The organism is Candidatus Cloacimonadota bacterium, assembly GCA_028706475.1.
GTDB lineage: Bacteria > Cloacimonadota > Cloacimonadia > Cloacimonadales > Cloacimonadaceae > UBA5456.
Map to the genome: position 1 here is coordinate 1 of JAQWBI010000015.1, position 24,442 is coordinate 24,442.

The window sequence follows — 24,442 nt, forward strand, 5'->3', positions numbered from 1 at the left end:
TAACACCTCGTTGTTATTCCTTGCCTAAAGCATAAAGCAACAATAATATACGAGGTGTTTTTGTCAAGAAGTATTTTAAGCTATTTTACTGCCTCTCAATCACATGGGCTACTGGGAAAGATTAGCTCTTTACAAATCATGCTGTTACCGATTGCCGAAAAAATGCAAAAAGTGAAGTTAGCTAACTGATGCCTTATTTTTCAGAGACAAAATAGTCCTAACCTATGCTCAGATTGATACTCATATCAAACCGCTCTTTAATTTCGGGGGGATGCGTACATTTGACCTTTTATCTTTTCATGTTTACCTATATGTTATACGGTTAAATGGACTTCTATAGCAGGGGGTAACTATTCATTGCCTGAAGTCCACCCATTAACTTATTTTAACATAGACAGTTAGCATGGGCGGCTTGTTACTCCTGTGCATTGATTGGGTTTATCTCGAGATTGGGTGGAGGATTCTTGCTTTAACTATACTGTCCAGTCATAATCATGAGATTACGGTCATTGGTTTTGCATTCAGTAATCCGTAGAAATGCCAACTTCCCCTCAAGCAAAATGTTGCGATTTTTTCCTTGACGGAAACGGCATCGGAAAAAAAGATGCTACAACATAGAAGAAATTTATATGATAATAACAAGGAGAAATAATGGTCAAGCTGAGACTGAGACGGATGGGAGCTGGTGATCAGCCCTTTTACCGGATTGTTGCTGTGGATTCCCGCGTGAAACAATGTGGTAAATATCTGGAATGTGTGGGTTGGTACGACCCCAAACCGGATCCATCCAAGATTAATATCGAAACAGAACGCGCGATTCACTGGCTCTCTGTGGGTGCACAACCCACCGATACAGTGCGCTCTCTGTTGCGCAAAGCCGGCATCTTGCAGATCTGGCACGAGCGCAAAATAGCGAAAGCTGAATGATTCATACAGAAACCGAGGTGATGCATGAAAGATCTCATTGAATTCATGGTTAAAGCTCTTGTGGACGATCCCAGTGAAGTGTCTATCACCGAGATCAGTGGCGGAAAGGTCACAATTTATGAACTTCGTGTAGCAAAAAGTGACATTGGTAAGGTAATAGGAAAACGCGGTCGTACCGCAGGCGCTATTCGCACTATCATCAACGCTGTATCTACCAAGCAAGGAAAGCGCGCAGAACTGGAAATTATTGAGTAAATGACTGCCCCTCACCTAATCGGAATCGGCAGACTGGGCGGGCAAGACAGTGAAGGTTGGCATCACGTGATGGTTCGGCCTGAATACCAAGAGGTCTTTCGTCACTATGTTGATCTGTATTTGATCTTTGAAGAAAATAGAGTGTTTTACGTAACTATCAGTGATAGGAAGCAATGCGATAAAAAGACATATGTGCGCTTTGCCGAAGATGGCATAGCAGATGAACGCAAGCTACACCGGGAGACCATCCTTGCCATCTCCGAAGATGCTGGAGAGGACGAGGAAGAAAGCCTGTTGGGGCTGGATGTGGTATATAACGGCAGCCTTCTGGGTTGTGTGGTAGATGTGTTTTTCAATGGCGCTCAAGATGTTCTGGTGATAGCTACAGCCTTGGATACGGAGCTTTTGGTACCCTATGTGGAACATTATCTGTCCACTCGGGATCCGGGAAGCGACGTCATCTTCCTGAAAAACATGGAAGATCTTCTATATACCAATGGCTTAGCCTTGCAAGACAATGTGATAATCCCTTGCGAAGATGAAGATTAGCGTACTTAGCCTCTTCCCGGAGTCATTTTCCGGTTTTTTGGGCACCAGTATGGTGGCGAGAGCGCTGCAACAAGGTGCCATAGATGTGAAATTGGATGATATTCGGGCTTATAGCCAGGATAAACATCACCAAACTGACGACTATCCCTACGGAGGTTTCGCCGGGATGGTGGCCACACCTCAACCTCTTTGGGATGCCATCAAGGCACATCTGAAGGAGGGTCCGGCGCCGGTGATCTATTTTACACCTCAAGGAAGACGGCTGAATCAAAGAATCTTATTGGATTATGCCACAGAAGCTCGCATCATTCTCATCTGTGGACATTACAAGGAGATCGATCAGCGTATCCGCCGTCTGGCGGTGTCTGACGAGATTTCTATAGGAGACTTTGTCCTGAGTGGGGGAGAGCTGGCAGCGCAAGTGTTTATTGACGGCTTGGCAAGACTGCAGGATGGCGTGTTGAACGACATCACAAGTGCACACAGTGATTCATTTTATCATGGTATGCTGGGATTTCCGTGTTATACGCGCCCTGAAGTGTTTATGGGACAATCTGTTCCAGACATACTTCGTAGGGGTAATCACAGTAAAATCGAAGAATGGGCGGAAACCCAGGCAAAGTTTTTAACCAAAACCCGCAGACCAGATTTGCTATAAGCAATGCCCCCAAGGGCTATGTAACCAATCAGGAAAGCAGGATTCTAGATCAATCCTTTTATGTGAAGTGCGGAACTATCCGGTATTTCCGGTGTTTTCGATAAGCCTCTCCCACAAATGGAGGGAGCATTGATAAGGTTCAGTCTCACAGCGTTAGTCCGGTTTTATGCGCAGAGAACGGGCGATACAGAAGCTGTGATTTGCGCCGTACCTCACATCCACAGAATTCCGCTTCTCCGAGTATATATATGGGAGGAACCCAATGGATATTCTGCAACAAATAGGCAGAGACCAAATCAGAACTGATTTTCCGGATTACCGCGTTGGCGATACCGTGAAAGTCCATTATAAAATAAAAGAAGGCAGTAAAGAACGTATTCAGGTCTTCCAAGGCATCGTGATCCAAAAACGTGGTGCTGGCGTTTCCAGGTCCTTCACTGTTCGTAAGGTTTCCAGCGGAGTGGGTGTGGAAAGAGTATTTCCACAGAACTCACCCAATATCGACAAACTAGAGATCGTACGCCATGGCCAGGTTCGCAGAGCGAAACTCTTCTATCTGCGTCAAGCCAAGGGCAAAGCGGGCAGAATCAAAGAACGCAGAAGATTTACTGCTTAGTTACTTGAAACACTCCTTAGCCCCTTGGTCCATAATACATCAAGGGGCTTTCTCTTTTTAATTGAAGGAACGTGTATGCTGAGAATACTGTACTACGAAAGAACCAATATATGTCTTGAAATCGCCATAGAAGAAGAGACAATCACTCGTATTGTGTTTTGTAAGAAAGCGCTAAACCATCTGGTAGAAAACGATTTTGAACGGGAAGTACTTCGCCAGTTTGATGAGTATTTCGCCGGAGATAGGTGTGAGTTTGATCTACCATTTTTTGCCACCGGAACTCCTTTTCAACTGATGGTTTGGGAACAACTGCTCAAGATCGCTTATGGAGAGACAGTCTCCTACAAAGAATTGGCCTCCCGCATTGGTAAACCGAATGCGCAACGTGCAGTGGGTAATGCCTTGAATAAAAACAAGATAGTCATCATTGTCCCTTGTCACAGGGTGATTGCCTCCGACGGAAGTCAGGGTGGCTTCGGGGGGGACGGTAGCATCAAAAAGATGCTGCTGGATCTGGAGCACAAGTTCAAGGTGGGCTTATGATTATCGGGGTAGGTACTGACATCGTAGAGATTGGCCGCATAGATCGGCTTTTGGATAGAAATCCTCGCTTTGTAGACAAGGTCTTCAGCTCTGCTGAAATTGAATACTGTAGCTCCAAAGCCAGTCCTGCCCAGAGTTTTGCCGCGCGCTTTGCCGCAAAGGAAGCCTTTCTGAAGTCCCTGGGAACAGGCTGGGATCAGGGTATTTCCTGGCAGGAAATTGAGGTTATGAACGACAACCAGGGTAAGCCAGATATCCGGCTATGCGGAAAAGCCAAAGAATTGGCAGAACAAAAAGGAATCCGGCTTATCCATCTTTCATTAAGTCATGAGAAACAATACGCGGTGGCATCTGTTATAGCCGAAGGTTGAAAGGCTTTGAAAATACGAGAATTGCTTGACAGCAGGGATTATCAAAATATCCTGGCTCAACTGAGGTGAATATGACGGACGCCATAGTATTTTTAGGAATCCAGGGCAGTGGTAAAGGCACTCAAGCCAAGCTGCTGGCCGATCGTACAGGATTCAAGCATATCAATATTGGAGACCTGCTAAGGGAGCAAATCAGCCTTGGCACGGACATCGGTAAACAGATAGAAAGTATTATCAGGAGAGGAGATCTGGTGTCGGATAATCTGGTGTTTGAGCTCCTTGACAGCTCCATACCAGAGGAGTGTCCAGGCCTGATATTCGACGGCTTTCCCCGCACCATGCCCCAAGCGGAGCATCTGGTACGTCACTATCGTTTAGCTCGGGTATATTATCTTGATCTATCGGAAAAGCAAGCTTTTGAGCGTATAGATGGTCGCAGAGTATGCGAGACATGTGGCAGAAACTACCACCTGATTCACCATCCTCCAAAGCATGAAGGCTTGTGCGATGACTGTGGTGCTGCTTTAATTACCAGGACGGACGATGCTCCAGCGGCAATCAGGAAGCGGATCAAGGCATTCTACGAGGAGACTTTTGCCCTAAAGACCTTTTTTGAACAGAAAGGTCTCCTGCTCAGCATTTCGGCACAAGCTACGGTTGATGAAGTTCAAGCGGCTATTTGGGCAGATATGATGTTGGAATAAACAATGTCTAAACCCCGCGATAAAGGACTGTTGACAAATATCAAAGCCTTGGCCTATCCAGTTGCGGCATGGAGTTTTGCTGTTCTGTTTCTGGAGAGTATTATCCGCCCGTTGATGAATTACGGCTTGCTGGAACTAATCACAGCCGGCGTCAATCTGCTCTTGCTCTGCTTTATTATCATTGGCCGTTTATTGGTAAAGGACTCCGGGAAACAGACCGTTCCGTTGCGTTTCGACATTATTATGCTGCTCCTGGGCGGGCTTTTGATGTTTTATCAGGCCAAGTATGTGATCTTTTTCCTGCTGATCCGGCAGACCTACTTTATCATTCAATACATGCTCTTTCACGCCTTTGACGGCAAGCTGTACAAGACTCTCACAAGCAATCCCCCAGTATCATTAATGCTTAGTTTTGCCCTTGTGATACTGATAGGTACTGTTCTCTTGATGTTGCCGGAAGCATCCGTTCAAAAGCAGGTGACTCCATTTATTGATGCTCTATTTACTGCTACTTCAGCTACCTGCGTTACAGGTTTGAGCGTTCAGGACACAGGTGGATACTTCAGCCTCTTTGGCCAATTGGTGATATTAGCTTTAATCCAGGTGGGTGGATTGGGCATCATGACGATTTCGACTGCCTTTGCTCTCATCATGGGACGCCGCCTTACGCTAAAGCTTGAGAACGTAATGCATAGTGTAGTGGGCGACAACGAGCGTTTGGATATGTTTCAGCTGTTGAAGAATATCGTGATAGTTACTGTGATAATCGAGATGATCGGGGCTATTTTGCTCTTTTTTGGGTTTGCCCGGACTCTGTCTCCTTCACAAGCTATGTACAATGCGATATTCGTATCCATTTCGGCCTTTTGTAATGCGGGTTTTTCGTTGTTTAGCAATTCCTTGATGAGCTATGTGGACGATCCTGTAGTGAACCTTACCATTACATCTCTTATTATACTGGGAGGCATCGGCTTTGCTGTGATAATCGATCTATATCGTTATGCTTTTAAACTGGATAAAGTGCGAAAACTGAGTTTGCACTCAAAGATTGTGTTATCCGTATCAGCAATCCTTGTGCTTGTTGGCCTTGTGTGTCTCTACATAACCGAATACAATGGTGTAATGCAAGATTTCAGCATCAGCCGAAGGCTCCTGAGTTCATTGTTTCAATCGGTCTCTGCCAGGACAGCAGGTTTCAACACTGTGGACATCACGAGTATAAGCCCAGCTTCAGTACTGGTGTTTCTGATCATGATGTTCATAGGAGCTTCTCCGGGTTCCACCGGTGGCGGAGTAAAGACCACTACCTTTGCTGTATTGATTCTATCGGTAACCAGCATGTTGCGGGGACGCAGAGAGTTAAGCCTCTTCAACCGTCGTATAGCTTTGTCAAACTTCCGCGAGGCTGCCAGCCTGGTTACGCTGTCTTTGGGAATCGTCTTCATTGTAGCTTTTCTGCTCTTTTTGGTGGAGAGCCTTCCTTTTGACAAGCTCATGTTTGAGGTCATCTCTGCTTTTGGAACGGTTGGACTTTCGATGGGTATAACGGCAAAACTGAGTGCTGCCGGAAAAATACTGATAACAATTCTGATGTACATCGGGCGCATTGGTCCGCTCACTCTTATTTATGCGCTTTCGATGCGTAAACATGAGCCAAACATACAATATGCAGAAGAAAAGATAGCCATCGGCTAAGGAGCAAATAATGGCAAGATACGCCGTAATTGGACTGGGAAGATTTGGAATGACCGTTGCCAATATCCTCAGCGAAAGCGGAATGGACGTGATAGCGATAGATAAAAGCCAGGAACTGGTGGATGAGGTATCCGGCAGAGTAACTTCCGCAATCTGTATGGATTCCACAGATGAAGCAGCCTTGAGGTCTCAAAACCTGAATGAAGCAGATGCTGTGATTATCGGCATCGGCAGCAACATCCAGGAAAGCATCCTTACTGCCGCAATTCTGAGAAAGATCGGAGTGGGTATCATCTATGCCAAAGTGGAGAATCGCCTTCACGGACGCATTTTGGAACTCATTGGAGTGCAAAACATTCTCTTACCGGAAGAGATCGTGGGTACCCAGCTTGCCAAAACGCTGATCTCAAAGAACGTACGTGAATACATCATCCTCTCCAGCGGTCATGTAGTTATGGAGATGGTGGCACCACGGGAGTTTGTGGGCAAAGACCTGCAGGAGTTATCCTTGCCTTCCACTCGCGGCGTGAATGTAATTGCCATCAAGTACAACTCACTGTCCATAACCGAAGACGGACGCAATGTTGTGGAGAAAAAGATGAACGACATGCCCGGTGCGAATGATACCATAAACGAAGGCGACATCCTGATTATGATGGGCCCCAAAGGCAATGTGGATAAATTGATCTACGACACCACCATTAGGAAGGATTAAGATGAAACGCTCCATAAAAAATCGTTATCACCTCATGATCGGTATTTTGTTCGCTCTCACTGTACTGCAATTTGTTGCGGTTCTCTTTACTATCGCCCAAGCTGACAACCTTCATACATTGGCCAGCGACATTCAATCCATCATGATTGTATTCCTGTTTGGGATATTCATTTACCTGGTAGTAATCTACAACTATCTGCCTTTCCGCCTGCATCGGGCTGTAAAGCGGGTGGAAGACCTCATCAATGAGATCTCAAACGGAAATTACCAGATCGATATAGATAGCTCTATTTACGAGCATGACAGCGATTTCGAAGAACTGATCTACGCTCTGCAAAAAATGCTGGAGATCATCATTCGGTTCGATTCTGCCAAAGCCGATAAGATCTACGAACACCATCAGCGCATCAACCAACTCATCAATCTCTTGCCACAGGTGGTGATGATTGTAAACATCAACGGCGATCTGGTGTATATCAATGATGTCTTTCGCAAGCGCTTTCCGCATATCAGCGATGTGGGAAATCTAAACGAAGTGATAATGAAGGATGATTTTGACAACCAGATATTCACAATGATTACAGAATCCCTTCGCTTCGGTAACAACATCTATGACGAAAGCGTGAACTCCAAAGGATCTGCAAAGATCGCCCTGATCAAAGGCTCCATCATTCGTAACCGTAAAGGAGGTGCTTCGGGCGGAGTCTACACTGTGGAGATAGTTGGTGAACCAACAGAAGATTAGGATAGTTTACGAGGGCGACGAACCGATACGCTTGGACAAGCATCTTGCCAATCTGCGCTTGCAAGAGTTGCATTCCCGTAGTTTTATCGAGAGCTTGATAACCGAAGATCGCATCCTGGTAAACAATGTACCTGTAAAGAAAAGCTATCCTTTGAACAAAGGGGACGAGATCAGCCTGAAACTGCCCGATCCACCGGATTATAACCTAAATCCTGAAGATATCCCGCTGGATGTGGTATATGAAGACGACTATCTTGCGGTAGTTAACAAAGCTGCTGGCATGATCGTGCATCCGGGGCATGGAAATCCGGACGGCACTTTGGTGAACGCAATTCTATACCGGTTTGGCAGCAATCTTTCCAGCGGCAGCGACAACAATCGTCCCGGCATTGTTCACCGCTTGGACCGAGGAACCTCGGGACTTATCATTATTGCCAAGACAGACAGTGCTCAAGCGGAATTGAACCACATGTTTGCCCGCAGGGAAATCCACAAAACCTATCTGACAATAACCAGCGGAATTCCGGAACCAAGTGAAGGCAGTATCGAGTGTCACATCGGCCGTTCTCTTAGCAATCCTCGCCAGATGTGTGTCACAGATGCGGGAAAGTGGTCACTGTCTCACTACAAGATCATCAAATATTATCATTACTTTGCCCTGGTGAAGGTAAAGCTGGAAACAGGACGGATGCATCAAATCCGGGTTCAGTTTGCTCACCATCATGTTCCCCTTTTGGGCGATTTACTTTACAACACTCGCCGCCAAGTACATTCCCTGATGCCTCAGAACATGAAACGTAAAGCAACCGAGCTTCTAGCAAATCATCTGTTGCGGCAGGCCTTGCATTCATGGCGGCTGGAATTTATACATCCCATCACCAAAGAGCACCTGGATATCTTTGCTCCTTTACCCGAGGACATTTTATACACTCTGGATTGGCTGGAAAAGTATTTTAGTATTGACACAGACAGCAAGCCATATAATATGATTTTAGAGGAAAATATACAGTGGTAAAACAAAAAAAGACAGCTATGGAATCTGCATTTAGCTCCATAGAAGACGCTATAAAAAGCATTGCCGAAGGTAAGATGATCATCGTGGTGGACGACGAAAACCGCGAAAATGAAGGAGATCTGCTAATGGCAGCAGATCTCGTTACACCTTCTCACATCAATTTCATGATCAGTAAAGGCAAAGGACTCTTGTGTGTGCCAATGCCTACTGAATATGCCCAAAGGCTGGATATTCCTTTGATGACCAGCAGAAACAACGAGCGGCACGGTACCAAATTTACGGTATCGGTGGATGTCTTTGAAGGTACAACTACGGGAATATCGGCATCAGAACGGGCAAAAACCGTGAAAGCGCTTGCAAATCCAAATAGCACTGCAGCTCAGTTCATGCGTCCCGGACATATATTCCCGCTTCTGGCGGAGAAAGGTGGGGTATTAAAGCGTGCTGGGCACACTGAAGCCGCGGTTGACTTGGTCGGAATGGCGGGTTTGAATCCTGTGGGAGCTATATGTGAGATTATCCGTGAAGACGGAGAAATGGCGCGTCTGGACGATTTGATAAGCTTTGCCAGCATCCACGACCTCAAGATCGTCACTATCGAAGAACTCATTCATTATCGCCGCAAGAAGGAACGCTTGGTACATCAGGTTTCAAAGGCCAAATTACCTACTGAATACGGTTTGTTCGACATCATCACTTTCCAAAGCGATGTATCCGGAGAAGATCATGTGGCTCTTACCATGGGAGATATCAGTGGCTCCGATCCCGTGTTGGTAAGGGTTCATTCCGAATGCCTAACCGGCGACGCTCTGCACTCTCTGCGCTGTGATTGTGGCAAGCAACTGGAGCGCAGTTTTGAGGTGATTGCCGAGCAAGGACGCGGTGTAATCCTTTACATGCGTCAGGAAGGCAGGGGAATCGGGCTTTTGAACAAGATCAAGGCATATCATTTGCAAGACAACGGTGCCGATACTGTGCAGGCAAATCTGGATCTGGGATTTCCTGAAGACCTGCGGGATTACGGCATTGGAGCGCAGATACTGAAGGCACTCGGTCTAAAGAAGATCAAGCTACTCACAAACAACCCCAAAAAGATTGTAGGTCTCACTGGATATGGCTTGGAGATAGTGAGCCGCATTCCCATTGAGATAAGTCCTCAAAAAGAAAACGAATTTTACTTGAAAACAAAGAAAAACAAGATGGGACACATATTGAATGAAGTATAGATACATCCTGATTGCTCTGTGTCTTATCCTTTTCTCCGGGCTGAATGCCCAGAAGATTGATATTCCTCAACCGATTGGCTATGTAAACGACTTTGCTTCCATATTGAGTGAAACTACCCGCAATCGCATAAATGATTGGGCTATAGAGCTGAAAGAGAAGACTGGAGTGGAGTACTCAATTGCTACTTTCCCAGAAATAGGCGGTGAAGACGAAGTCAGTTTCGGTGTACGCCTATTTGCGGAATGGGGGATTGGCTCTGAAAGGGATGAGGGCGTATTGGTCTTCATCGCGGTAAAGGAACGCCGCTTGCGCATTGAGGTCGGATATGGAGCAGAAGGCTATATCACAGATGCTTATGCACATAAAGTGTATCAAACCATGGCATCATATCTTTCCCGAGGTTCCGAGGATTGGGATTCTTCTTTCATGCAGGGCAGCCTGATGTTGCTCTCTGCCATTGCCCGGGAAAAGGGTGTTACTCTCACCGGAATGTCCGACTTTTCTCAAATTGGAGCAAGTACTGAAAACGAAGTCTCACCATTGGCTGTGCTTTTCATGCTTATAGTCTTTGTGTTTTTGATGATAATCACCCGCGGAAGAATCCTCAATGTGCTGCTTTGGATGCTGATCTTTGGAGGTCGCGGTGGTGGCCGTGGCGGTCCTTGGGGTGGCGGCGGATTTGGTGGAGGATCCCGTGGTGGATCGTCTTCTGGAGGTTTCGGCGGATTCGGCGGATTCGGTGGTTTTGGCGGAGGTCGTTCAGGTGGTGGTGGAGCAGGAGGAGGTTTTTGATGCTCTTTTTAAAATCGTTACTCTTTATCGTATGGAATATTGCTCTTGGCTTAGCGATAGTGTACTTCATCAGATGGTATCTTTTCAACAACAGGCATCACTTTTCCTTAGGTAAACACATAGTACTGTGTCCCGGTTTACTGGTTAGAAAACGGGATTGGCTCTTTACCAAAGCTCGTGATTTGTTGTTCGACTATATACGCCAAGCCGAAAATCCCGGTATCAAGGACGGCTATCTGGCAAAATGGGAACAGAAAGTGAGGGATTATCTTTGGGAAAAGACAGATTTTGTAGAATCCTGGCCATTGATGCCGGCGAAGATGAAGCAGTCCATCCGCACTAAGATTGTGGATGCCTTTACCGGCATTGTATCTAAGTTACTGAGGAAAACCGTACCCCGCTTGCTGGAACAGTGGCGGGTGGAGCACAGAATCGACGATTACGATTTTCAGTTTTCGATTGAGTTTTTCCTGAAGTACCATAACCTTTACGTCCATAAATACCTCGTGTACGTTTTCCTCGTCTTGAACTTCATCATCGGTGTGGAAAACATGATTTTGTATTTGATTATCGGTTGATTATTCTCTAGCTTTGTCACTTACTGGTATCATTCGGTGTATTACACACAGTCTGATTAGTTATGGTTCAGTATATTTGTGTAGAAAAAGCAAGGCTTCTTGGGTTTTAATCCGGGTTGGCGTTGCGGAATAAGCAGTTGCGGAGATTTTGGATGAGAAAAAAACTGGCTGATAATCGGAAGTTTAAGGTTGCGAGAAACGAAGCCGCCCGCATGATCTTTCGATACATCCGGATCAAGGTTTCGGGACAAATCAAAGCAGTATCAGGTATTATAATATATCTTCTACTGTTTCAAGCAGTTGTGTTAGGTATTCCTATATTGGATGCAGCGATTATTGCTTTAGGTATGGTCATGGTGATACTGGGTCTCACATTATTTATGGAAGGCTTGTTGCTGGGTATCATGCCTATGGGTGAAGAGATTGGAATTCGCCTGCCCCAAAAAGCAAAAGTGAGTGTAATATTGGCCATTGCTTTCATATTGGGTCTGGCTTCCACTCTGGCCGAGCCTGCCATAGGAGTCTTGAAATCAGCTGGATCCAGTGTATTGGCCTGGCGTGCTCCGATGCTGTTCTTGTTTTTGAACAAACACTCTTCATACTTGGTAGGGGCAGTAGGTATTGGCGTAGGAATCGCGCTGGTTCTGGGCATGTTCCGTTTTCTAAAAGGCTGGTCTCTGAAGCCATACATCTATACTCTGATATCAGTGCTCCTGGTTCTTTCTGCCTATGCCTCGTTTCATCCCAATCTTGTACATATCATAGGCTTGGCTTGGGATTGCGGTGGCGTAACCACCGGTCCGGTTACAGTGCCTCTCGTACTTGCACTGGGCATCGGTATCAGCCATGTGGCAAACAAAGGAGGCGAAAACACCGAAGGTGGTTTCGGTGTAGTTACTCTGGCATCTTTGGTTCCCGTGATAGCTGTGTTGCTGCTCGGTGTAGTCATGGCATCTCATGTGCCAAAGCCAATGGACGATGTCAGCTTTTTTGCCGCCAGCAACACTGATAGCAGGTACCTCTTTGAGAATGACGCTCAGATGAAGGATTATGCAATCAGTAGAGCCAGTTACAAAGCTCAACTTGCCGCTTTTGATAATAATCCAGATAAATTGATGGAATATGTAGCGGAGATTGGCAGGGATGACCAGCGCATCAAAGCAGTGTTTAACGGCAAGGAGAAGTTTCGCACATGGTTGATTCACCATGGCAGCACAGATTTGAAACACACTTTTGCCCAAGTTCTCTTGCTTGACGAACAGTCCTTGAAACAAGACAGTACATATATGGAAAGCATGAATATTGGGGATTACATCAGGCGAAACACGGTGAATGCTTTGCGAGCCATCGTACCTCTATCTTTGTTTATGTTGGGTGTGCTGTATTTTATTCTCAGAGAGCGTTTGACTAAGGCTGATGAGATATTTCTGGGTTTAGCTTTTGCTGTGATAGGAATGGCAGTATTCGGAGGAGGAATTGAGCTTGGTCTTTCCAAAATAGGGGATCAGGTAGGGTCAAACCTACCCGTATCTTTTACACCCATGGAAAACCCAGCAGATCAACTGATAATCAGGGATTTTGACAAGGGCATTGTAAACACTGCCGTCAAACCCGATGGAAGCCAGAGCTCATTCTTCTATTATGAGGAAAATGGTGATATAAAAGCTGTTACTTTTGAGGAAAAAAACTACGATAACACTCAGAATCTATACAGTTATACTCCTGTTCGAGGTCCTCTCTTTGGGGATAAACCCTACAGTATGGCTGGAATCGCGGTAGTACTACTGTTTGCCTTCATCATGGGATACAGTGCAACCCTGGCGGAGCCTGCTCTGAACGCGCTGGGATTGACTGTGGAGGATATCACTGTGGGAGCCTTCAAAAAGACGCTCCTGATACAAGCAGTAGCCGTCGGAGTGGGAGTGGGGATAATGTTGGGAGTAGCAAAGATAATCTGGAACATTCCTCTGTTTTGGATGCTGGGGCCCATGTATGTGCTACTCTTAATTGTTACCCGCTTATCTTCGGAAGAATATGTGAACATTGGCTGGGACAGTGCTGGAGTAACAACCGGCCCCATTACTGTGCCATTGGTACTTTCCATGGGTCTCGGTATAGGAACTCAAGTAGGAGTGGTTGAAGGCTTTGGCATATTATCCTTGGCTTCTGTCTGCCCCATCTTATCTGTACTTGGAATGGGTTTGGTAGTTAGTTACAGGCGAAAAGCATTCTTACGGGATTATGAGCCGGAAATCGTCGAGTTATCTACGGGAGAGATCGCATCATGAAAGCCGTGAAGATAAACATCAATGTGCACAAGGAAACCGCCAAATCAGTAATAGATGATCTCATGGCTCTTGGGATCAGGCAAGTATTTACAGAAGTAGGTCGATCCTCAATTCTGGATAAAAACAGCAGTTTCACAAATTTCTTCAAACGCCAGGCATTAGTCACCTACCCGATAGAGATCCTCAGCTTTATCGTTGATGAAGCGGATGAGATCAGTGTATTGAGTTATATCGCAAAGAAATATGACCTCAAAGCTCCGGGTAAAGGCAGCATCTACAGCTACGATATCGATATTCTGCATCAGCATCCCGAGTATAGCCTAAATCGTGACATCCATTTTTCCATGAAGAAAACAGAGAGCTTTTTCCATCAATTGGTTGGTATCATCTGTGTTGTTCAAAGGGGAGAAGGTGATAAAATTGCCCGCATATCCCTGAACTATGGTGCAAGCGTACCTGCCACTACTCATGGAGAAGGCTCTGGAGTACGGGATAAATTGGGACTGCTCAGGATTACCATCCCCCCCGAAAAAGAGCTGATAAACCTAGTATTGAGCAAACACGACACCAATCCTGTGATGGAGCTTTACATCGAAGTGGGCAAGCTGGATGAACCCGGCAGAGGGATCGCCTATGTGTTTCCAATCAAACAAGGTGTGGTCAATACCAAAATATCACGCTCACAGATCGACCAAGCTGCCAGTCTGGAACAAATGGTATCTGCCATCGATGCCCTGAAGGGTGGGATGGAGTGGCGTAAATCCAGTTTGGAACGGGAAGCTACCAAGAGACGTGATTACTTGCACGAGCTTACCGAACTCAATCTGATCTGTGATGAAGGACGAGGTACTCCCCTCACGGAAGCTGCGATGAGCAGCGGCGCTCCCGGAGCCACTATCTGCAAGATTCGACATAGTAAGTTGGATGAAAACTTGGAAATGCGGCGCCATATACTTGAACTATGCAAGATGATCGTGCCCACTAGTCAGGTATCGGCAATATCCGATGCCCTGGCGCAAACCGGATGCTTCGAAAACGATGCCAAAGCTATACTTTATGCCTTGCCAGTGGAAAAAGCTTTCACATATCGTGCAAAGGAGATCAAGAAGAAACATCGGTAGATACAACGGTTGTTCATCTCCTTAATACCCTCATTACCCGCTTGGCCTTAAGGAGACTTAAACGTGATATCATCGGGTTATCATCGAATGGGCACAGGATGATAACGGGATTATATCTGATTCATATCGGGACGAGACAGAGAGGGAGCCCTAGATCCTGAAAGGACATCCATTCCCTAATGAATTACCAGCCTTTGTGTTCTTGTCCGGGGAGACCATTTGTACAAGCTCGCTTCTGCATATACGGAGTGTAACAAACGGTAAATTGATCTGCAAAAGTCAAAATATTCCTTGTCAAAAATCCGATGAGCCTGAATCTTGCATTTTTGCTAAAATGCCTTATTCATATAGTAAAATGCATAATCTAAGGAGTGCACAATGGAAGATAATAACAGCAGGATTCCCAGAACCCTACCTGTTCTGCATCTGAGCAATGTAGTGATGTTTCCCTATTTGCTTATGCCGCTTGTTGTAACTGACGAGGAATCCAAGCTTGTAATCGATCACGCTCTATCAAACGATAAATTGATGGCCTTTTTCCTGGATCGTAGCGGAGAAGGTGATGCTGCCCAACTGGAAAGCATAGGCACTGCCATCACCATTCTGCGTATGCTGCGCAATCAGGATGGCAGTATTAGTCTGCTTCTACAGGGTACTTCGCGTATACGTATGCAACGCCCCGTTCAACGCGAACCCTTCATAATGGTGGATGTGGAAGTGATTGCCGAACCCATCAACGAAGAAATGGAGGTGCAAGCATATCGCACCATAGCGCTTGAGCTTTTAGATAAAGTATCTCAGGAAAGCAGTTTACTAAATCGGGAAATGATTGCCGGACTTGCCAATATCAAACAATCTGGACGTGTGGCGGATATTATCGCCGGTAATATAGAGCTGCAGATTTCGGATCGTCAGAGGCTTTTGGAACTGGTGGATTTGAAACAGCGCTTTAAATATCTCAACAACTGCCTGGCGGAGCTTATCCGTCAGATGCGGATGGAGAACCATATCCGCAGCAATATTCAATTGGAGATGAACGAAGATCAACGTCGCTATTATCTGCGCGAACAAATGGATGCCATCCGCCGGGAACTGGGTGAAACCGATGAGGTGAGCAAGGAAATCCAAAAATGGCAGGATCTGATCAAAAAGAACAAACTCCCGGAATATGTGCAGGAAGTAGCCAACGACGAATTGGAGCGCCTTTCCGTGATGCAGCCGGCTTCCAGTGAATATGGGGTGATCCGCAACTATTTGGATTGGATAGTGAACATCCCCTGGACCAAGTATAGCAAAGACAGGCTGGACATAAATAAAATTGAGCGTATATTGACCAAGGATCATTATGGTCTGGAAAAGCCCAAGGAACGCATCCTGGAGTACATTGCCGTAAAGAAACTGAAAGGTCAGATGAAGGGACCCATTCTGTGCTTTGTTGGCCCTCCCGGAACAGGTAAAACCTCCATCGGCAAATCCGTAGCCAGAGCATTGAACCGCAAGTTTATCCGCATGTCTTTGGGCGGCATACACGATGAAGCAGAAATCCGGGGGCATCGGCGCACCTATATCGGGGCCATGCCGGGTAAGATCATCAACGAAATCAAGCGTCAGGGTACGGCAAATCCCGTGTTTATGCTGGACGAAATAGATAAACTGGGCCGGGATTTCAGAGGCGACCCTGCATCAGCTCTCTTGGAAGTATTGGATCCCGAACAAAACAACAGCTTTGTGGACAACTATCTAAATCTGCCCTTTGATCTTTCGGAAGTGATGTTTATCACTACCGCAAACTCATTGGACACCATTCCAGCTCCTCTGAGAGACCGGATGGAAATCATCGAATTTACCAGCTATCTGGAACACGATAAGATCGCCATCGCCAAAGCCTATCTGATTCCACGGGAAAAAGAGGACAACGGATTGAGTGGGAAGAAGGTTACCGTAAGTACAAGCGCTTTGAAGGAATTGATAAGATACTATGTGAGAGAAGCAGGTGTGAGAAACCTGCAGCGCAGAATTGGCTCTATCTTTCGTAAGATTGCTCGGGAGGCCGCTGCCGGAGCAGACGGACCCTGGAGTGTGAAAGCTAGCGATATCAACAAATACCTGGGACCGCGAAAATTCAGCTTGGAACTGGCCAACCGCAAGTCTGAGATCGGCGTAGCAACGGGCTTGGCATGGACCAGTTATGGCGGAGAAATCCTCTTTTGTGAGGCTACCCGTATGCCTGGGAAAGGTGCGGTGATCCTTACCGGGCTTTTGGGTGAGGTAATGAAGGAATCCGCCCGCATAGCCATCAGCTATCTGAAAGCCAACCATCAACAGTACAAGATCAATCCCAAAGATTTTGGCACATACGATATCCATATCCACTTCCCTGCTGGATCGGTGCCCAAAGACGGCCCCTCTGCAGGAATAACTCTCACCACCGCTCTGGCATCGCTCTTTATGCAACGCAAGGTAAAACACGATATCGCGATGACCGGAGAGTTGACGCTGCAAGGCAAGGTGTTGCCCATCGGCGGCTTGAAAGAAAAGATGCTTGCGGCAAAGCGTGCCGGCATCCGGAAACTGATCATTCCCGAAGAAAACCGGGAAAGCTTAGCGGATTTCTCTGAAGAAATACTCAGCGGGATGGAAATCAATTACGTCTCGGAAGTATCGGAAGTACTAAAAAAAGTAATCATGCCTGCCAAAGAAAAGTAATACAGATGGAACGCTATCCAAACATAAACATCCTGCTAAACTTGCCCCAGAGATACATTCCCAAAGCGGAGTTTGTGTTTCGCACCTTCTGTTATATATTGCGCCTTAGTCCGAAGTTCATCTATGGATCTCATTTTGAGGCGGCTCATCTATATTATGGGCCCCGTCCTACGCGAGAGTATCCGGTACGGATCGAGTTTGACCCACAAACGGCAGAGTTCTTTGAAAAGCGCGAGCTTTATCCTTTGGAAAAGGTGAATTTTTGCACTTTCAAAAATCATCATCTTCCCTTCCTCTTTTCCATGGGAGGGCCGATCTTTTCTTTCTCTGAGGAAAGCTGCATCCTGCGTAAAGATATCGTGGCGGGAGGTTTCTATTTCCTGACCTGCTGGCACGAATACATCCGAAGCAATATGGGTTTGCCCCGAGGTCGGGTAGATTATAAGGAAAGTCTGCAATACCGGTGGGATTTTACCGAGACACCGGTGGTGGATGTGTATTGTCAGGCGCTTTCTTATGCTATGCAACAGACTTTACCGGAGTTTGTACGTGAGACTGCCTGGCAGGAAACAAAGCGCTTTGCCATGAGCTTGTCTCACGACATCGATTATTGGCGGTTTTGGGACAAAAACAGCATTAGTAAGACAGAGAAATACAATCTTCGTACCATGCTCAAACGCCCATTGAATGCGAGCTACAAGCTATTGGGACATAGTTTGCACAAGAGGTTTATATACAATCACTACAAGCTGCTAAGCAAGATGTTGCAGAAAGAACAGGAACTAAAGGTAAAATCAACCTGGTTTCTGATGGCTTCCACTTCATTTGAAGACCAGCGGCAGAACTACATCTCGGATATGGTGTTTCGCGAGGAGATCATCGATCTGCTGGGTCAGGAAGATGTGGGTCTGCATGGCTCTCCGAAATCCGCTTACGATCCGGAAGTTCTGAGGACAGAATTGGCCCGGCTGCGTGATCTGGGCTTCTCTGTGGAGGGATTTAGAACCCACTATCTGCATTTCGATTATCAAAAGAGCTTTGCCAATCTGGAAGCTGAAGGAATCAAGTATGACAGCACTCTGGGATATTGGGAAAACATCGGCTTCAGAGCGGGAATATCCTTCCCATTCTATCCTTTTAATATCCAGGAAAACCGGCCGTTCCGTGTGCTGGAGATACCCTTGATCGTAATGGATACCAGTCTGTATTCATCCAGGGCGATGGACATGAGTAGAAATGGGGCAAAGCTGGCTTTGCGTCGTTTGATCGATGTGGCGGGATTGTATCAGTCTCATTTGTCCCTGCTGTGGCACAATACCACATTCGATCCCATCGACTATCCAGGTTGGGGTAGCTTGTATTGGCAGACTATCCGCTACGCTTTGCGGCAGCGAGGATGGATCACATCGCTGACAGATATTTATGAAGAATGGGTAACCTTGAGCTACTAAAGGGAAAAGTATGATATCCGCCTTCTGGAAAATCTGGTTTATTTGCTTTATGTTTGTCTGCCTTTTGGCGTATATCCTCTTGATTATCTGCAAAGTACTGCTGCCAAAAGGAGCTTATCGCAAGGTTGTGTATATCTTTGTTCGGTATTGGGGCAGAACCACAGTGCTAAGCACAGGCTCAAAGGTGGAAGTATGTGGTCTGGATAAACTCCCCTACAGCCAGAGTATCTGTTTCATCTCAAACCATCAGGGTATGTTCGACATTCCACTGTTCCTGGGCTTCATTGGTCGCCCCGGAGGTTTCATTGCCAAGAAGGAGCTTTTTAAGATACCGGTTTTATCCTGGTGGATGAAAGAGATACCTTGTGTGTTTATCGACCGCTCTTCCGCACGTAAGGCTATTGAGACCTTTCAAAAGAGCGCAGAAGTGATCAAGGCGGGGCATCCCATGGTGATCTTCCCGGAAGGGACCAGAAGCCAAAGTGACATGATGGGGGATTTTCATCTAGGCAGCTTCAAACTGCCGGCCATGGCGGAAGCTACCATCGTGCCGCTGGTCATCAAAAACACTTGGCGAGTGTATGAGACAGATAAGCAAATCAAACCCGCAGAACTTAAAATGAGGGTCCTGGAGCCAATAGAACCCCATGATACAATATATAAAGATAAACACGCGCTGGCAGAAGAGATTTACAATCGCATCAAAACGGCATTAGCGGAGATGTGACCTTACACTACCAGTTTTAAAGGAGCAACTATGCGTAAAATGTTTATACTTGCTATCTTGCTGCTGCAAACAGCACTCTTGCTGGCATATCTGGACTTTGAAAAGATATACGGCTTCGATCTGGGAAATCCTTATAGCTTTGTAGTTCCTATTAGCGGAGAGGGAAGCTATTACTATCTGGAAACTGGTGGCGTGGTGGAAGCCCAATTGATGCCATGGATGCAAGGTTGGAAACAAGGCAACGTAAATGAATCAACTTATGTTGGCTTCAAAACCAGTATTATTGACTTGTTGAACCCTATCTATAGCCCCTCGGAACCGGCCTTTGTCGCCTACACTCCCTTTCAAACCGACCCTCAGGGAGATCAGGCTATCGAGGATGCAAACCTGGATATCTTGGAAAGCAGAGTCTCCTTCGGCGATGATCGTCTGTATTATGCTATCCGCAACGCTACTGGGCTATATCCTCTGAATTCCGGCTTCAATTTCAACGCCTATATGCCCATCCTGGCAAATCCGAACTTCGATATTGAGAATGCTCCTGTTGCTTATGGGTTGGTATATACGGTGAATATGGGAACGCTCCTGAGTCCCGGCCTCTATAAGATTACGGGTACCACTCTGGAAGGAGTACAGCGTCTGGGAGATATCCAGTTTTCCGTGCAAGGAGAATGGCTATTGCTTTCGTGCGCATTATCTGATCTGTATGCTGATCCGGATATGGGGGAGTGGTTGATACCGGATTATCCCATGTTTGCTTCCGCAACAGCTACAGGGCAACTAAACTTGAGTACCGGTATTCAAGCAGGAGATTACAGTATCCCCGGCTTAATCTTGTTAAAACCTCAGTTTGTGAACTCAGAGAACAGTTTCAGCCCTGTACTAAGTGACATCAGCTACGAATTGAATCCGGATGCTACCCTCTTGAATAACTTCTTTGTAACCTACTCCGATGCAGACGCTAATGTGCCTCATCAAGCATATCTCAGCATCGATGGTGCCGCTCAATACCTACTGGAATTGCAGAATCCCGATACTGTGGATTTTGGAATTAATGCTTTGTATGGTATTGGAAGTCTCGATCTGCCTCAGAATTGGGAGTCCCTAGATATCGTGTTTTCCGATGGTGCGGCTTTCGTGGAGGAACACATCGCCAATCCCTCAGCGACTGATGATGAGATCCAGATTCCGGCTTTTGCGCTCCATATATACCCCAATCCAGTCAGATCGCAGCTAAAGATCAGTTCAGCTTTGCCTTCTGCTACCTCAGCAGCGATCTACAATCTGCGGGGTCAGAAGCTGCAGGATTTGCGGTTTGAAAGCGGGAAAAGCGAATCTATACTGGATCTCAGTCATTATCCAGCGGGTATTTATCTCCTGAAAGGAAAGGGGATCAGAACCCAGAAGTTTGCCATAGTACACTGATCCTCCTCTCTTGGGGAGAGGTCTCATATTGACGTATTCGCTTTTGTAGCGGGGCTTTAGCGTATATACCAGAGAAGGGCAGAGAAACGGATAACTGACTATTTTTCTCAGATAGTCAGAAATCAGTTGACAAATGTTCCGAGTTTCCCAATCTGACGCCAAAACATTGTTTGCTCTTCCGCAACTTGCCTAGAAATCGGCAGATACGGTAGAAACAGACTGGATTACGGCATCATTAGCTTGCCCTTCCACCAAACAACGATTTTTGAAAACTGGGAGAATATGAGAAAGAAGATTTGATATGAACCAAAGCAAGGATAAGAGACAGATAATCCTCGATATAGCCGCGAGGATTTTTTTACGTTATGGCTATTCAAAGACTTCGCTGGACGAGATTGCCGCAGAAGCAAGAATCGCCAAGGGGACTATATACTATTACTTCCCCAGCAAAGAAGAACTATACATAAATGTTGTGTCAGCACAAGCCCAAGCCTTTATGGAAGAGATGATCAGTCGGTTGAACGAAATCAAAGGTTTTGAGAACAGACTGAGGTTCTTTATGCAAGAGCCCGTGAAGTATGTGTGCAACGAAATGCCGATGTGGCTGGACGGTCTGAAAAGCATTCCCTTTAACTATAAGGAGCATTTTGAAAGGTATCGTAAGATCAATCAAGATAAAATGCTGCAGATCCTTACCAGAATCATCAATGAAGGCATCGAAGAAGGCATGGTGACAGACAGGATCTTTGTAGAACGCTTGTGCGAAGTGCTGAACGACTGGTTTCTTCTGGGTAATACAGCGATTATGGTGGTGGATTTTGAAGGTCTTCTACGCATAATCGAGCGGGATCACGAAGTAATAATGCAATTGATATTGAACGGAATTTTGAAAAGAGGTTAAGAATGAAGAAATGGATAGTGTTGATCATAAGCGCTGGCTGTTGCATAGCGCTTTCGGCCATTTCGCTAGAAGAAAGCATCAACATGGCAAAACAGAACAACAAGAGTCTACTGATAGCAGCTCAAGAGATAAGCAAAGCGGATGAACAGTATAAAGATGTAAGGGGCAGTTTGCTGCCTCAGCTCAATCTACAAGGCTCATATTCGCTTTCGAAGACCTATCTGCCGGATAGCGCAAGTGGCAGCGTTCCCAGCGTAAGCTCTATGCTGGATGATAATGAGGCGACAGATACCGACGAGCTGATTGCAGGAGCATTGGATGGTATCGTAAGTAGGATGATTCCTTCTTCGCCCCAAGAGGAAGGTTCCCTTGCCATGCAGCTCAAGATGGATCAGGTGCTCTTTTTGGGCGGCAAACTCATCAACGGCATTAAGGCTGTGGATCGCTATCGCAGCATTCAACGCTTGAACTACAGTGTGCAAGAACAGGATGTGATTCTGGAAACCACCAATATGTTTTATCAGACCATATTGGCCCGGAAAGTGATGCAGATACAGGAAGAAGCCTTAGCTACAGCACGCCGCCATTTGGTAAGAGTGGAACTATTGGGAACTGAAGGTCAGGTATCGGAATTCGATCTTCTGAGTGCTCGCTTGGAAGTGGCAAAACTGGAACCGGGGCTTCTGCAGGCACAGAACAACTATGATCTTGCTCTACACGCTTTTCGGAAGCAATTGGGTTCTGAGGATCCTAATCTGATCCCGGAAGGGGAATTTGTGATGCCTGAAATCTCTGAATTGAGCATAGAAGAAGCAATAGAGATTGCTGAACAAAACAGGACTGAGTTGGAACTACTGGACATAGCAACTGAAGTGAAACAGCTGCAATACAATGCCGAACGCAGCAATTTCCTTCCCAATGTGGCTCTTAGCGCCAGCGCTGCCTTATATTCAGCGGCAGATGAGTATCGTATCGAATCCGAAGATTTTGGCACTCAGTATTCTGTGGGAATAGGTTTTAGCCTGCCTATTTTCACCGGATTATCCAATAGAAGTAAAGCTAGTTATGCCAGACACGATTTGGCCATAGCGAAACTTCAACAGCAGGAGACCAAGGAGCTTGTCAGCCTTGAGGTAAAGCAGAAACATCAGAAACTACAACACGCTTTGCACAATTATGAAGTGCAGGAACAAAACATTACGATGGCAGAACGCAATTTGGAATTGGCTCAACTCAGGTTTGACAATCAGATGGGCATTCAACTGGAAGTGTTCGATGCACAAACCACACTTGCGTCCATTCGTCTTCAATATCTCAGTGCCGTATATGATGTGATCAGTGCGGAACGGGAATTCACAAAATCCTTAGGTTACAAATTAGCAGCGGAGTAAATAATGAGAAAGAGAACTACATATTTGATCATCGCCATGAGCTTTTTGATGCTTATCAGCGCTTGTGGCAAGAAGAAACAAGACGCCAAGAGCATGGAGCAATTACACGAAGAGCTGGGTATTCCGGTTCGCGTGACCACAATAGAAAGCGATACCTTTGTGCAGCAGTTGTTGTACAATGCCACTCTTACCGGTATGCAGGAATCCACTGTGCAAGCGATGCTGGGTGATGTGGTTACGGGTATCAAAGCCAAAGTTGGCGACAGAGTGGAAAAGGGAGACGTGATCGTTACCTTCCCTCTAAACAGCCCTTCAGCGCAGTATGAGCAAGCCAAAACCGCCTTCACCAGCATAAACGCTACTCATGACCGCATGTTGAGACTAAAAGATCAAGGTGCCATCTCGCTGCAGGATTATGAGAATGTGAAAAGCCAATGGGAAGTATCCAAGGCAAATCTGGAATCCAGCGAACAGATGGTTTTCGTGAAAGCCCCCATTAGCGGTGTAATCACAGACATTATGGTGAATGTATCCCAAAAAGTTTTCCCCGGTACTGATCTCTTTACGGTCAGTTCCACTAATGGCTACAAAACCACCATTATGGTACCGGAGGATGAGATCGGCAGGATCAAGAAAGGCGGCATCGTGAAAGCTACCTGGAATGACATCGTAATCACTGGACGAATAACCGAGATAGCTTTAGCGTTGGATCCTTCTGCAAAAGCTTTCCGTGTGGAAGCTCAGTTTCCTGGATACCGTCCCAATCTGGGCTTCGGTGTTACGGCAGAGATCGGCGTACAGGTACTTACCAAGCCGAATGTACTGATTGTTGACCGTCATCACTTGGTAAGAGAAAACGGAGATGCTTTTGTATGGCTGGCTCGTGAAGACAAAGCCACCAAAGTGCCGGTAACTACAGGTATTACCGATCAATTGCGTTATGAGATTACCGAAGGTCTTGAGATAGGTGATACATTGATTACTGAAGGGATCAAAGCACTCTCCGAAGGCGCGAAGATTCGCATAATAGAAGGAAACTAAT

General features: G+C 46.1%; 24 protein-coding genes. All 24 read left to right on the plus strand.

Annotated elements, in window-relative coordinates:
* The first annotated feature begins 651 nt into the window (after nt 1–651).
* Nucleotides 652–927 carry a 30S ribosomal protein S16 gene (gene rpsP, locus PHF32_04275; GenBank protein ID MDD4559944.1) on the plus strand — a complete coding sequence of 92 codons (276 nt, stop codon included), beginning with the start codon at nt 652–654 and terminating at the stop codon, nt 925–927.
* A 24-nt stretch (nt 928–951) separates the two neighbouring features.
* Nucleotides 952–1,182 carry a KH domain-containing protein gene (locus PHF32_04280; GenBank protein ID MDD4559945.1) on the plus strand — a complete coding sequence of 77 codons (231 nt, stop codon included), beginning with the start codon at nt 952–954 and terminating at the stop codon, nt 1,180–1,182.
* Nucleotides 1,183–1,731: a hypothetical protein gene (locus PHF32_04285; GenBank protein ID MDD4559946.1), complete on the plus strand. Its 549-nt coding sequence runs from the start codon at nt 1,183–1,185 to the stop codon at nt 1,729–1,731. It begins immediately after the preceding gene.
* Nucleotides 1,721–2,389 carry a tRNA (guanosine(37)-N1)-methyltransferase TrmD gene (gene trmD, locus PHF32_04290; protein ID MDD4559947.1) on the plus strand — a complete coding sequence of 223 codons (669 nt, stop codon included), beginning with the start codon at nt 1,721–1,723 and terminating at the stop codon, nt 2,387–2,389. The genes PHF32_04285 and trmD overlap by 11 nt, the downstream gene beginning before the upstream one ends.
* A 262-nt stretch (nt 2,390–2,651) precedes the next feature.
* Complete coding sequence (gene rplS / locus PHF32_04295) at nt 2,652–3,005, plus strand: 50S ribosomal protein L19 (protein ID MDD4559948.1); 354 nt, start codon at nt 2,652–2,654, stop codon at nt 3,003–3,005.
* Nucleotides 3,006–3,080: 75 nt separating this feature from the next.
* The gene (locus PHF32_04300) at nt 3,081–3,548 is read left to right on the plus strand and encodes a methylated-DNA--[protein]-cysteine S-methyltransferase (protein MDD4559949.1); all 468 of its coding nucleotides are present in this window, start codon (nt 3,081–3,083) and stop codon (nt 3,546–3,548) included.
* Nucleotides 3,545–3,919 carry a holo-ACP synthase gene (locus PHF32_04305; protein ID MDD4559950.1) on the plus strand — a complete coding sequence of 125 codons (375 nt, stop codon included), beginning with the start codon at nt 3,545–3,547 and terminating at the stop codon, nt 3,917–3,919. Before PHF32_04300 ends, PHF32_04305 begins: the two co-directional genes overlap by 4 nt.
* Before the next feature lie 71 nt (nt 3,920–3,990).
* The gene (locus PHF32_04310; GenBank protein ID MDD4559951.1) at nt 3,991–4,623 is read left to right on the plus strand and encodes a nucleoside monophosphate kinase; all 633 of its coding nucleotides are present in this window, start codon (nt 3,991–3,993) and stop codon (nt 4,621–4,623) included.
* A 3-nt stretch (nt 4,624–4,626) separates the two neighbouring features.
* A complete protein-coding gene (locus PHF32_04315) occupies nt 4,627–6,318 on the plus strand; it encodes a TrkH family potassium uptake protein (protein ID MDD4559952.1) in 1,692 nt (563 codons plus the stop codon).
* Nucleotides 6,319–6,328: 10 nt separating this feature from the next.
* Complete coding sequence (locus PHF32_04320) at nt 6,329–7,033, plus strand: TrkA family potassium uptake protein (GenBank protein ID MDD4559953.1); 705 nt, start codon at nt 6,329–6,331, stop codon at nt 7,031–7,033.
* A 1-nt stretch (nt 7,034) separates the two neighbouring features.
* Entirely contained in the window at nt 7,035–7,778 is a 744-nt protein-coding gene (locus PHF32_04325; GenBank protein ID MDD4559954.1) for a hypothetical protein, read from the plus strand.
* Nucleotides 7,759–8,793: an RluA family pseudouridine synthase gene (locus tag PHF32_04330; GenBank protein ID MDD4559955.1), complete on the plus strand. Its 1,035-nt coding sequence runs from the start codon at nt 7,759–7,761 to the stop codon at nt 8,791–8,793. Before PHF32_04325 ends, PHF32_04330 begins: the two co-directional genes overlap by 20 nt.
* A 17-nt stretch (nt 8,794–8,810) precedes the next feature.
* On the plus strand, nt 8,811–10,019 hold the full coding sequence (locus PHF32_04335; protein MDD4559956.1) for a bifunctional 3,4-dihydroxy-2-butanone-4-phosphate synthase/GTP cyclohydrolase II: 1,209 nt from the start codon (nt 8,811–8,813) through the stop codon (nt 10,017–10,019).
* A complete protein-coding gene (locus tag PHF32_04340) occupies nt 10,009–10,812 on the plus strand; it encodes a TPM domain-containing protein (GenBank protein ID MDD4559957.1) in 804 nt (267 codons plus the stop codon). Before PHF32_04335 ends, PHF32_04340 begins: the two co-directional genes overlap by 11 nt.
* Nucleotides 10,812–11,390: a hypothetical protein gene (locus tag PHF32_04345; GenBank protein ID MDD4559958.1), complete on the plus strand. Its 579-nt coding sequence runs from the start codon at nt 10,812–10,814 to the stop codon at nt 11,388–11,390. Before PHF32_04340 ends, PHF32_04345 begins: the two co-directional genes overlap by 1 nt.
* Before the next feature lie 152 nt (nt 11,391–11,542).
* A complete protein-coding gene (locus tag PHF32_04350) occupies nt 11,543–13,678 on the plus strand; it encodes a DUF1538 domain-containing protein (GenBank protein ID MDD4559959.1) in 2,136 nt (711 codons plus the stop codon).
* Nucleotides 13,675–14,799 (plus strand): hypothetical protein, encoded by a 1,125-nt coding sequence (locus PHF32_04355; GenBank protein MDD4559960.1) that lies wholly within the window; start codon nt 13,675–13,677, stop codon nt 14,797–14,799. The genes PHF32_04350 and PHF32_04355 overlap by 4 nt, the downstream gene beginning before the upstream one ends.
* 378 nt (nt 14,800–15,177) lie before the next feature.
* A complete protein-coding gene (lon, locus tag PHF32_04360; protein MDD4559961.1) occupies nt 15,178–17,505 on the plus strand; it encodes an endopeptidase La in 2,328 nt (775 codons plus the stop codon).
* A 5-nt stretch (nt 17,506–17,510) separates the two neighbouring features.
* Nucleotides 17,511–18,956 (plus strand): polysaccharide deacetylase family protein, encoded by a 1,446-nt coding sequence (locus PHF32_04365; protein ID MDD4559962.1) that lies wholly within the window; start codon nt 17,511–17,513, stop codon nt 18,954–18,956.
* A 10-nt stretch (nt 18,957–18,966) separates the two neighbouring features.
* Nucleotides 18,967–19,683, plus strand: a complete 717-nt coding sequence (locus PHF32_04370) for a lysophospholipid acyltransferase family protein (protein ID MDD4559963.1) — start codon at nt 18,967–18,969, stop codon at nt 19,681–19,683.
* A gap of 30 nt (nt 19,684–19,713) precedes the next feature.
* Nucleotides 19,714–21,108: a T9SS type A sorting domain-containing protein gene (locus tag PHF32_04375; GenBank protein ID MDD4559964.1), complete on the plus strand. Its 1,395-nt coding sequence runs from the start codon at nt 19,714–19,716 to the stop codon at nt 21,106–21,108.
* Between the two features lie 301 nt (nt 21,109–21,409).
* Entirely contained in the window at nt 21,410–22,009 is a 600-nt protein-coding gene (locus PHF32_04380) for a TetR/AcrR family transcriptional regulator (protein MDD4559965.1), read from the plus strand.
* A 2-nt stretch (nt 22,010–22,011) separates the two neighbouring features.
* Nucleotides 22,012–23,400, plus strand: coding sequence for a TolC family protein (locus tag PHF32_04385; protein MDD4559966.1), 1,389 nt, complete (start codon nt 22,012–22,014; stop codon nt 23,398–23,400).
* Nucleotides 23,401–23,403: 3 nt separating this feature from the next.
* The gene (locus tag PHF32_04390; GenBank protein MDD4559967.1) at nt 23,404–24,441 is read left to right on the plus strand and encodes an efflux RND transporter periplasmic adaptor subunit; all 1,038 of its coding nucleotides are present in this window, start codon (nt 23,404–23,406) and stop codon (nt 24,439–24,441) included.
* The last annotated feature ends 1 nt before the right edge of the window (nt 24,442 follow it).

Coding starts and splice junctions, on each gene's coding strand:
- rpsP (MDD4559944.1), top strand. CDS start 652: ATGGTCAAGCTGAGACTGAGACGGATGGGAGCTGGTGATCAGCCCTTT.
- PHF32_04280 (MDD4559945.1), top strand. CDS start 952: ATGAAAGATCTCATTGAATTCATGGTTAAAGCTCTTGTGGACGATCCC.
- PHF32_04285 (MDD4559946.1), top strand. CDS start 1,183: ATGACTGCCCCTCACCTAATCGGAATCGGCAGACTGGGCGGGCAAGAC.
- trmD (MDD4559947.1), top strand. CDS start 1,721: ATGAAGATTAGCGTACTTAGCCTCTTCCCGGAGTCATTTTCCGGTTTT.
- rplS (MDD4559948.1), top strand. CDS start 2,652: ATGGATATTCTGCAACAAATAGGCAGAGACCAAATCAGAACTGATTTT.
- PHF32_04300 (MDD4559949.1), top strand. CDS start 3,081: ATGCTGAGAATACTGTACTACGAAAGAACCAATATATGTCTTGAAATC.
- PHF32_04305 (MDD4559950.1), top strand. CDS start 3,545: ATGATTATCGGGGTAGGTACTGACATCGTAGAGATTGGCCGCATAGAT.
- PHF32_04310 (MDD4559951.1), top strand. CDS start 3,991: ATGACGGACGCCATAGTATTTTTAGGAATCCAGGGCAGTGGTAAAGGC.
- PHF32_04315 (MDD4559952.1), top strand. CDS start 4,627: ATGTCTAAACCCCGCGATAAAGGACTGTTGACAAATATCAAAGCCTTG.
- PHF32_04320 (MDD4559953.1), top strand. CDS start 6,329: ATGGCAAGATACGCCGTAATTGGACTGGGAAGATTTGGAATGACCGTT.
- PHF32_04325 (MDD4559954.1), top strand. CDS start 7,035: ATGAAACGCTCCATAAAAAATCGTTATCACCTCATGATCGGTATTTTG.
- PHF32_04335 (MDD4559956.1), top strand. CDS start 8,811: ATGGAATCTGCATTTAGCTCCATAGAAGACGCTATAAAAAGCATTGCC.
- PHF32_04340 (MDD4559957.1), top strand. CDS start 10,009: ATGAAGTATAGATACATCCTGATTGCTCTGTGTCTTATCCTTTTCTCC.
- PHF32_04345 (MDD4559958.1), top strand. CDS start 10,812: ATGCTCTTTTTAAAATCGTTACTCTTTATCGTATGGAATATTGCTCTT.
- PHF32_04350 (MDD4559959.1), top strand. CDS start 11,543: ATGAGAAAAAAACTGGCTGATAATCGGAAGTTTAAGGTTGCGAGAAAC.
- PHF32_04355 (MDD4559960.1), top strand. CDS start 13,675: ATGAAAGCCGTGAAGATAAACATCAATGTGCACAAGGAAACCGCCAAA.
- lon (MDD4559961.1), top strand. CDS start 15,178: ATGGAAGATAATAACAGCAGGATTCCCAGAACCCTACCTGTTCTGCAT.
- PHF32_04365 (MDD4559962.1), top strand. CDS start 17,511: ATGGAACGCTATCCAAACATAAACATCCTGCTAAACTTGCCCCAGAGA.
- PHF32_04370 (MDD4559963.1), top strand. CDS start 18,967: ATGATATCCGCCTTCTGGAAAATCTGGTTTATTTGCTTTATGTTTGTC.
- PHF32_04375 (MDD4559964.1), top strand. CDS start 19,714: ATGCGTAAAATGTTTATACTTGCTATCTTGCTGCTGCAAACAGCACTC.
- PHF32_04380 (MDD4559965.1), top strand. CDS start 21,410: ATGAACCAAAGCAAGGATAAGAGACAGATAATCCTCGATATAGCCGCG.
- PHF32_04385 (MDD4559966.1), top strand. CDS start 22,012: ATGAAGAAATGGATAGTGTTGATCATAAGCGCTGGCTGTTGCATAGCG.
- PHF32_04390 (MDD4559967.1), top strand. CDS start 23,404: ATGAGAAAGAGAACTACATATTTGATCATCGCCATGAGCTTTTTGATG.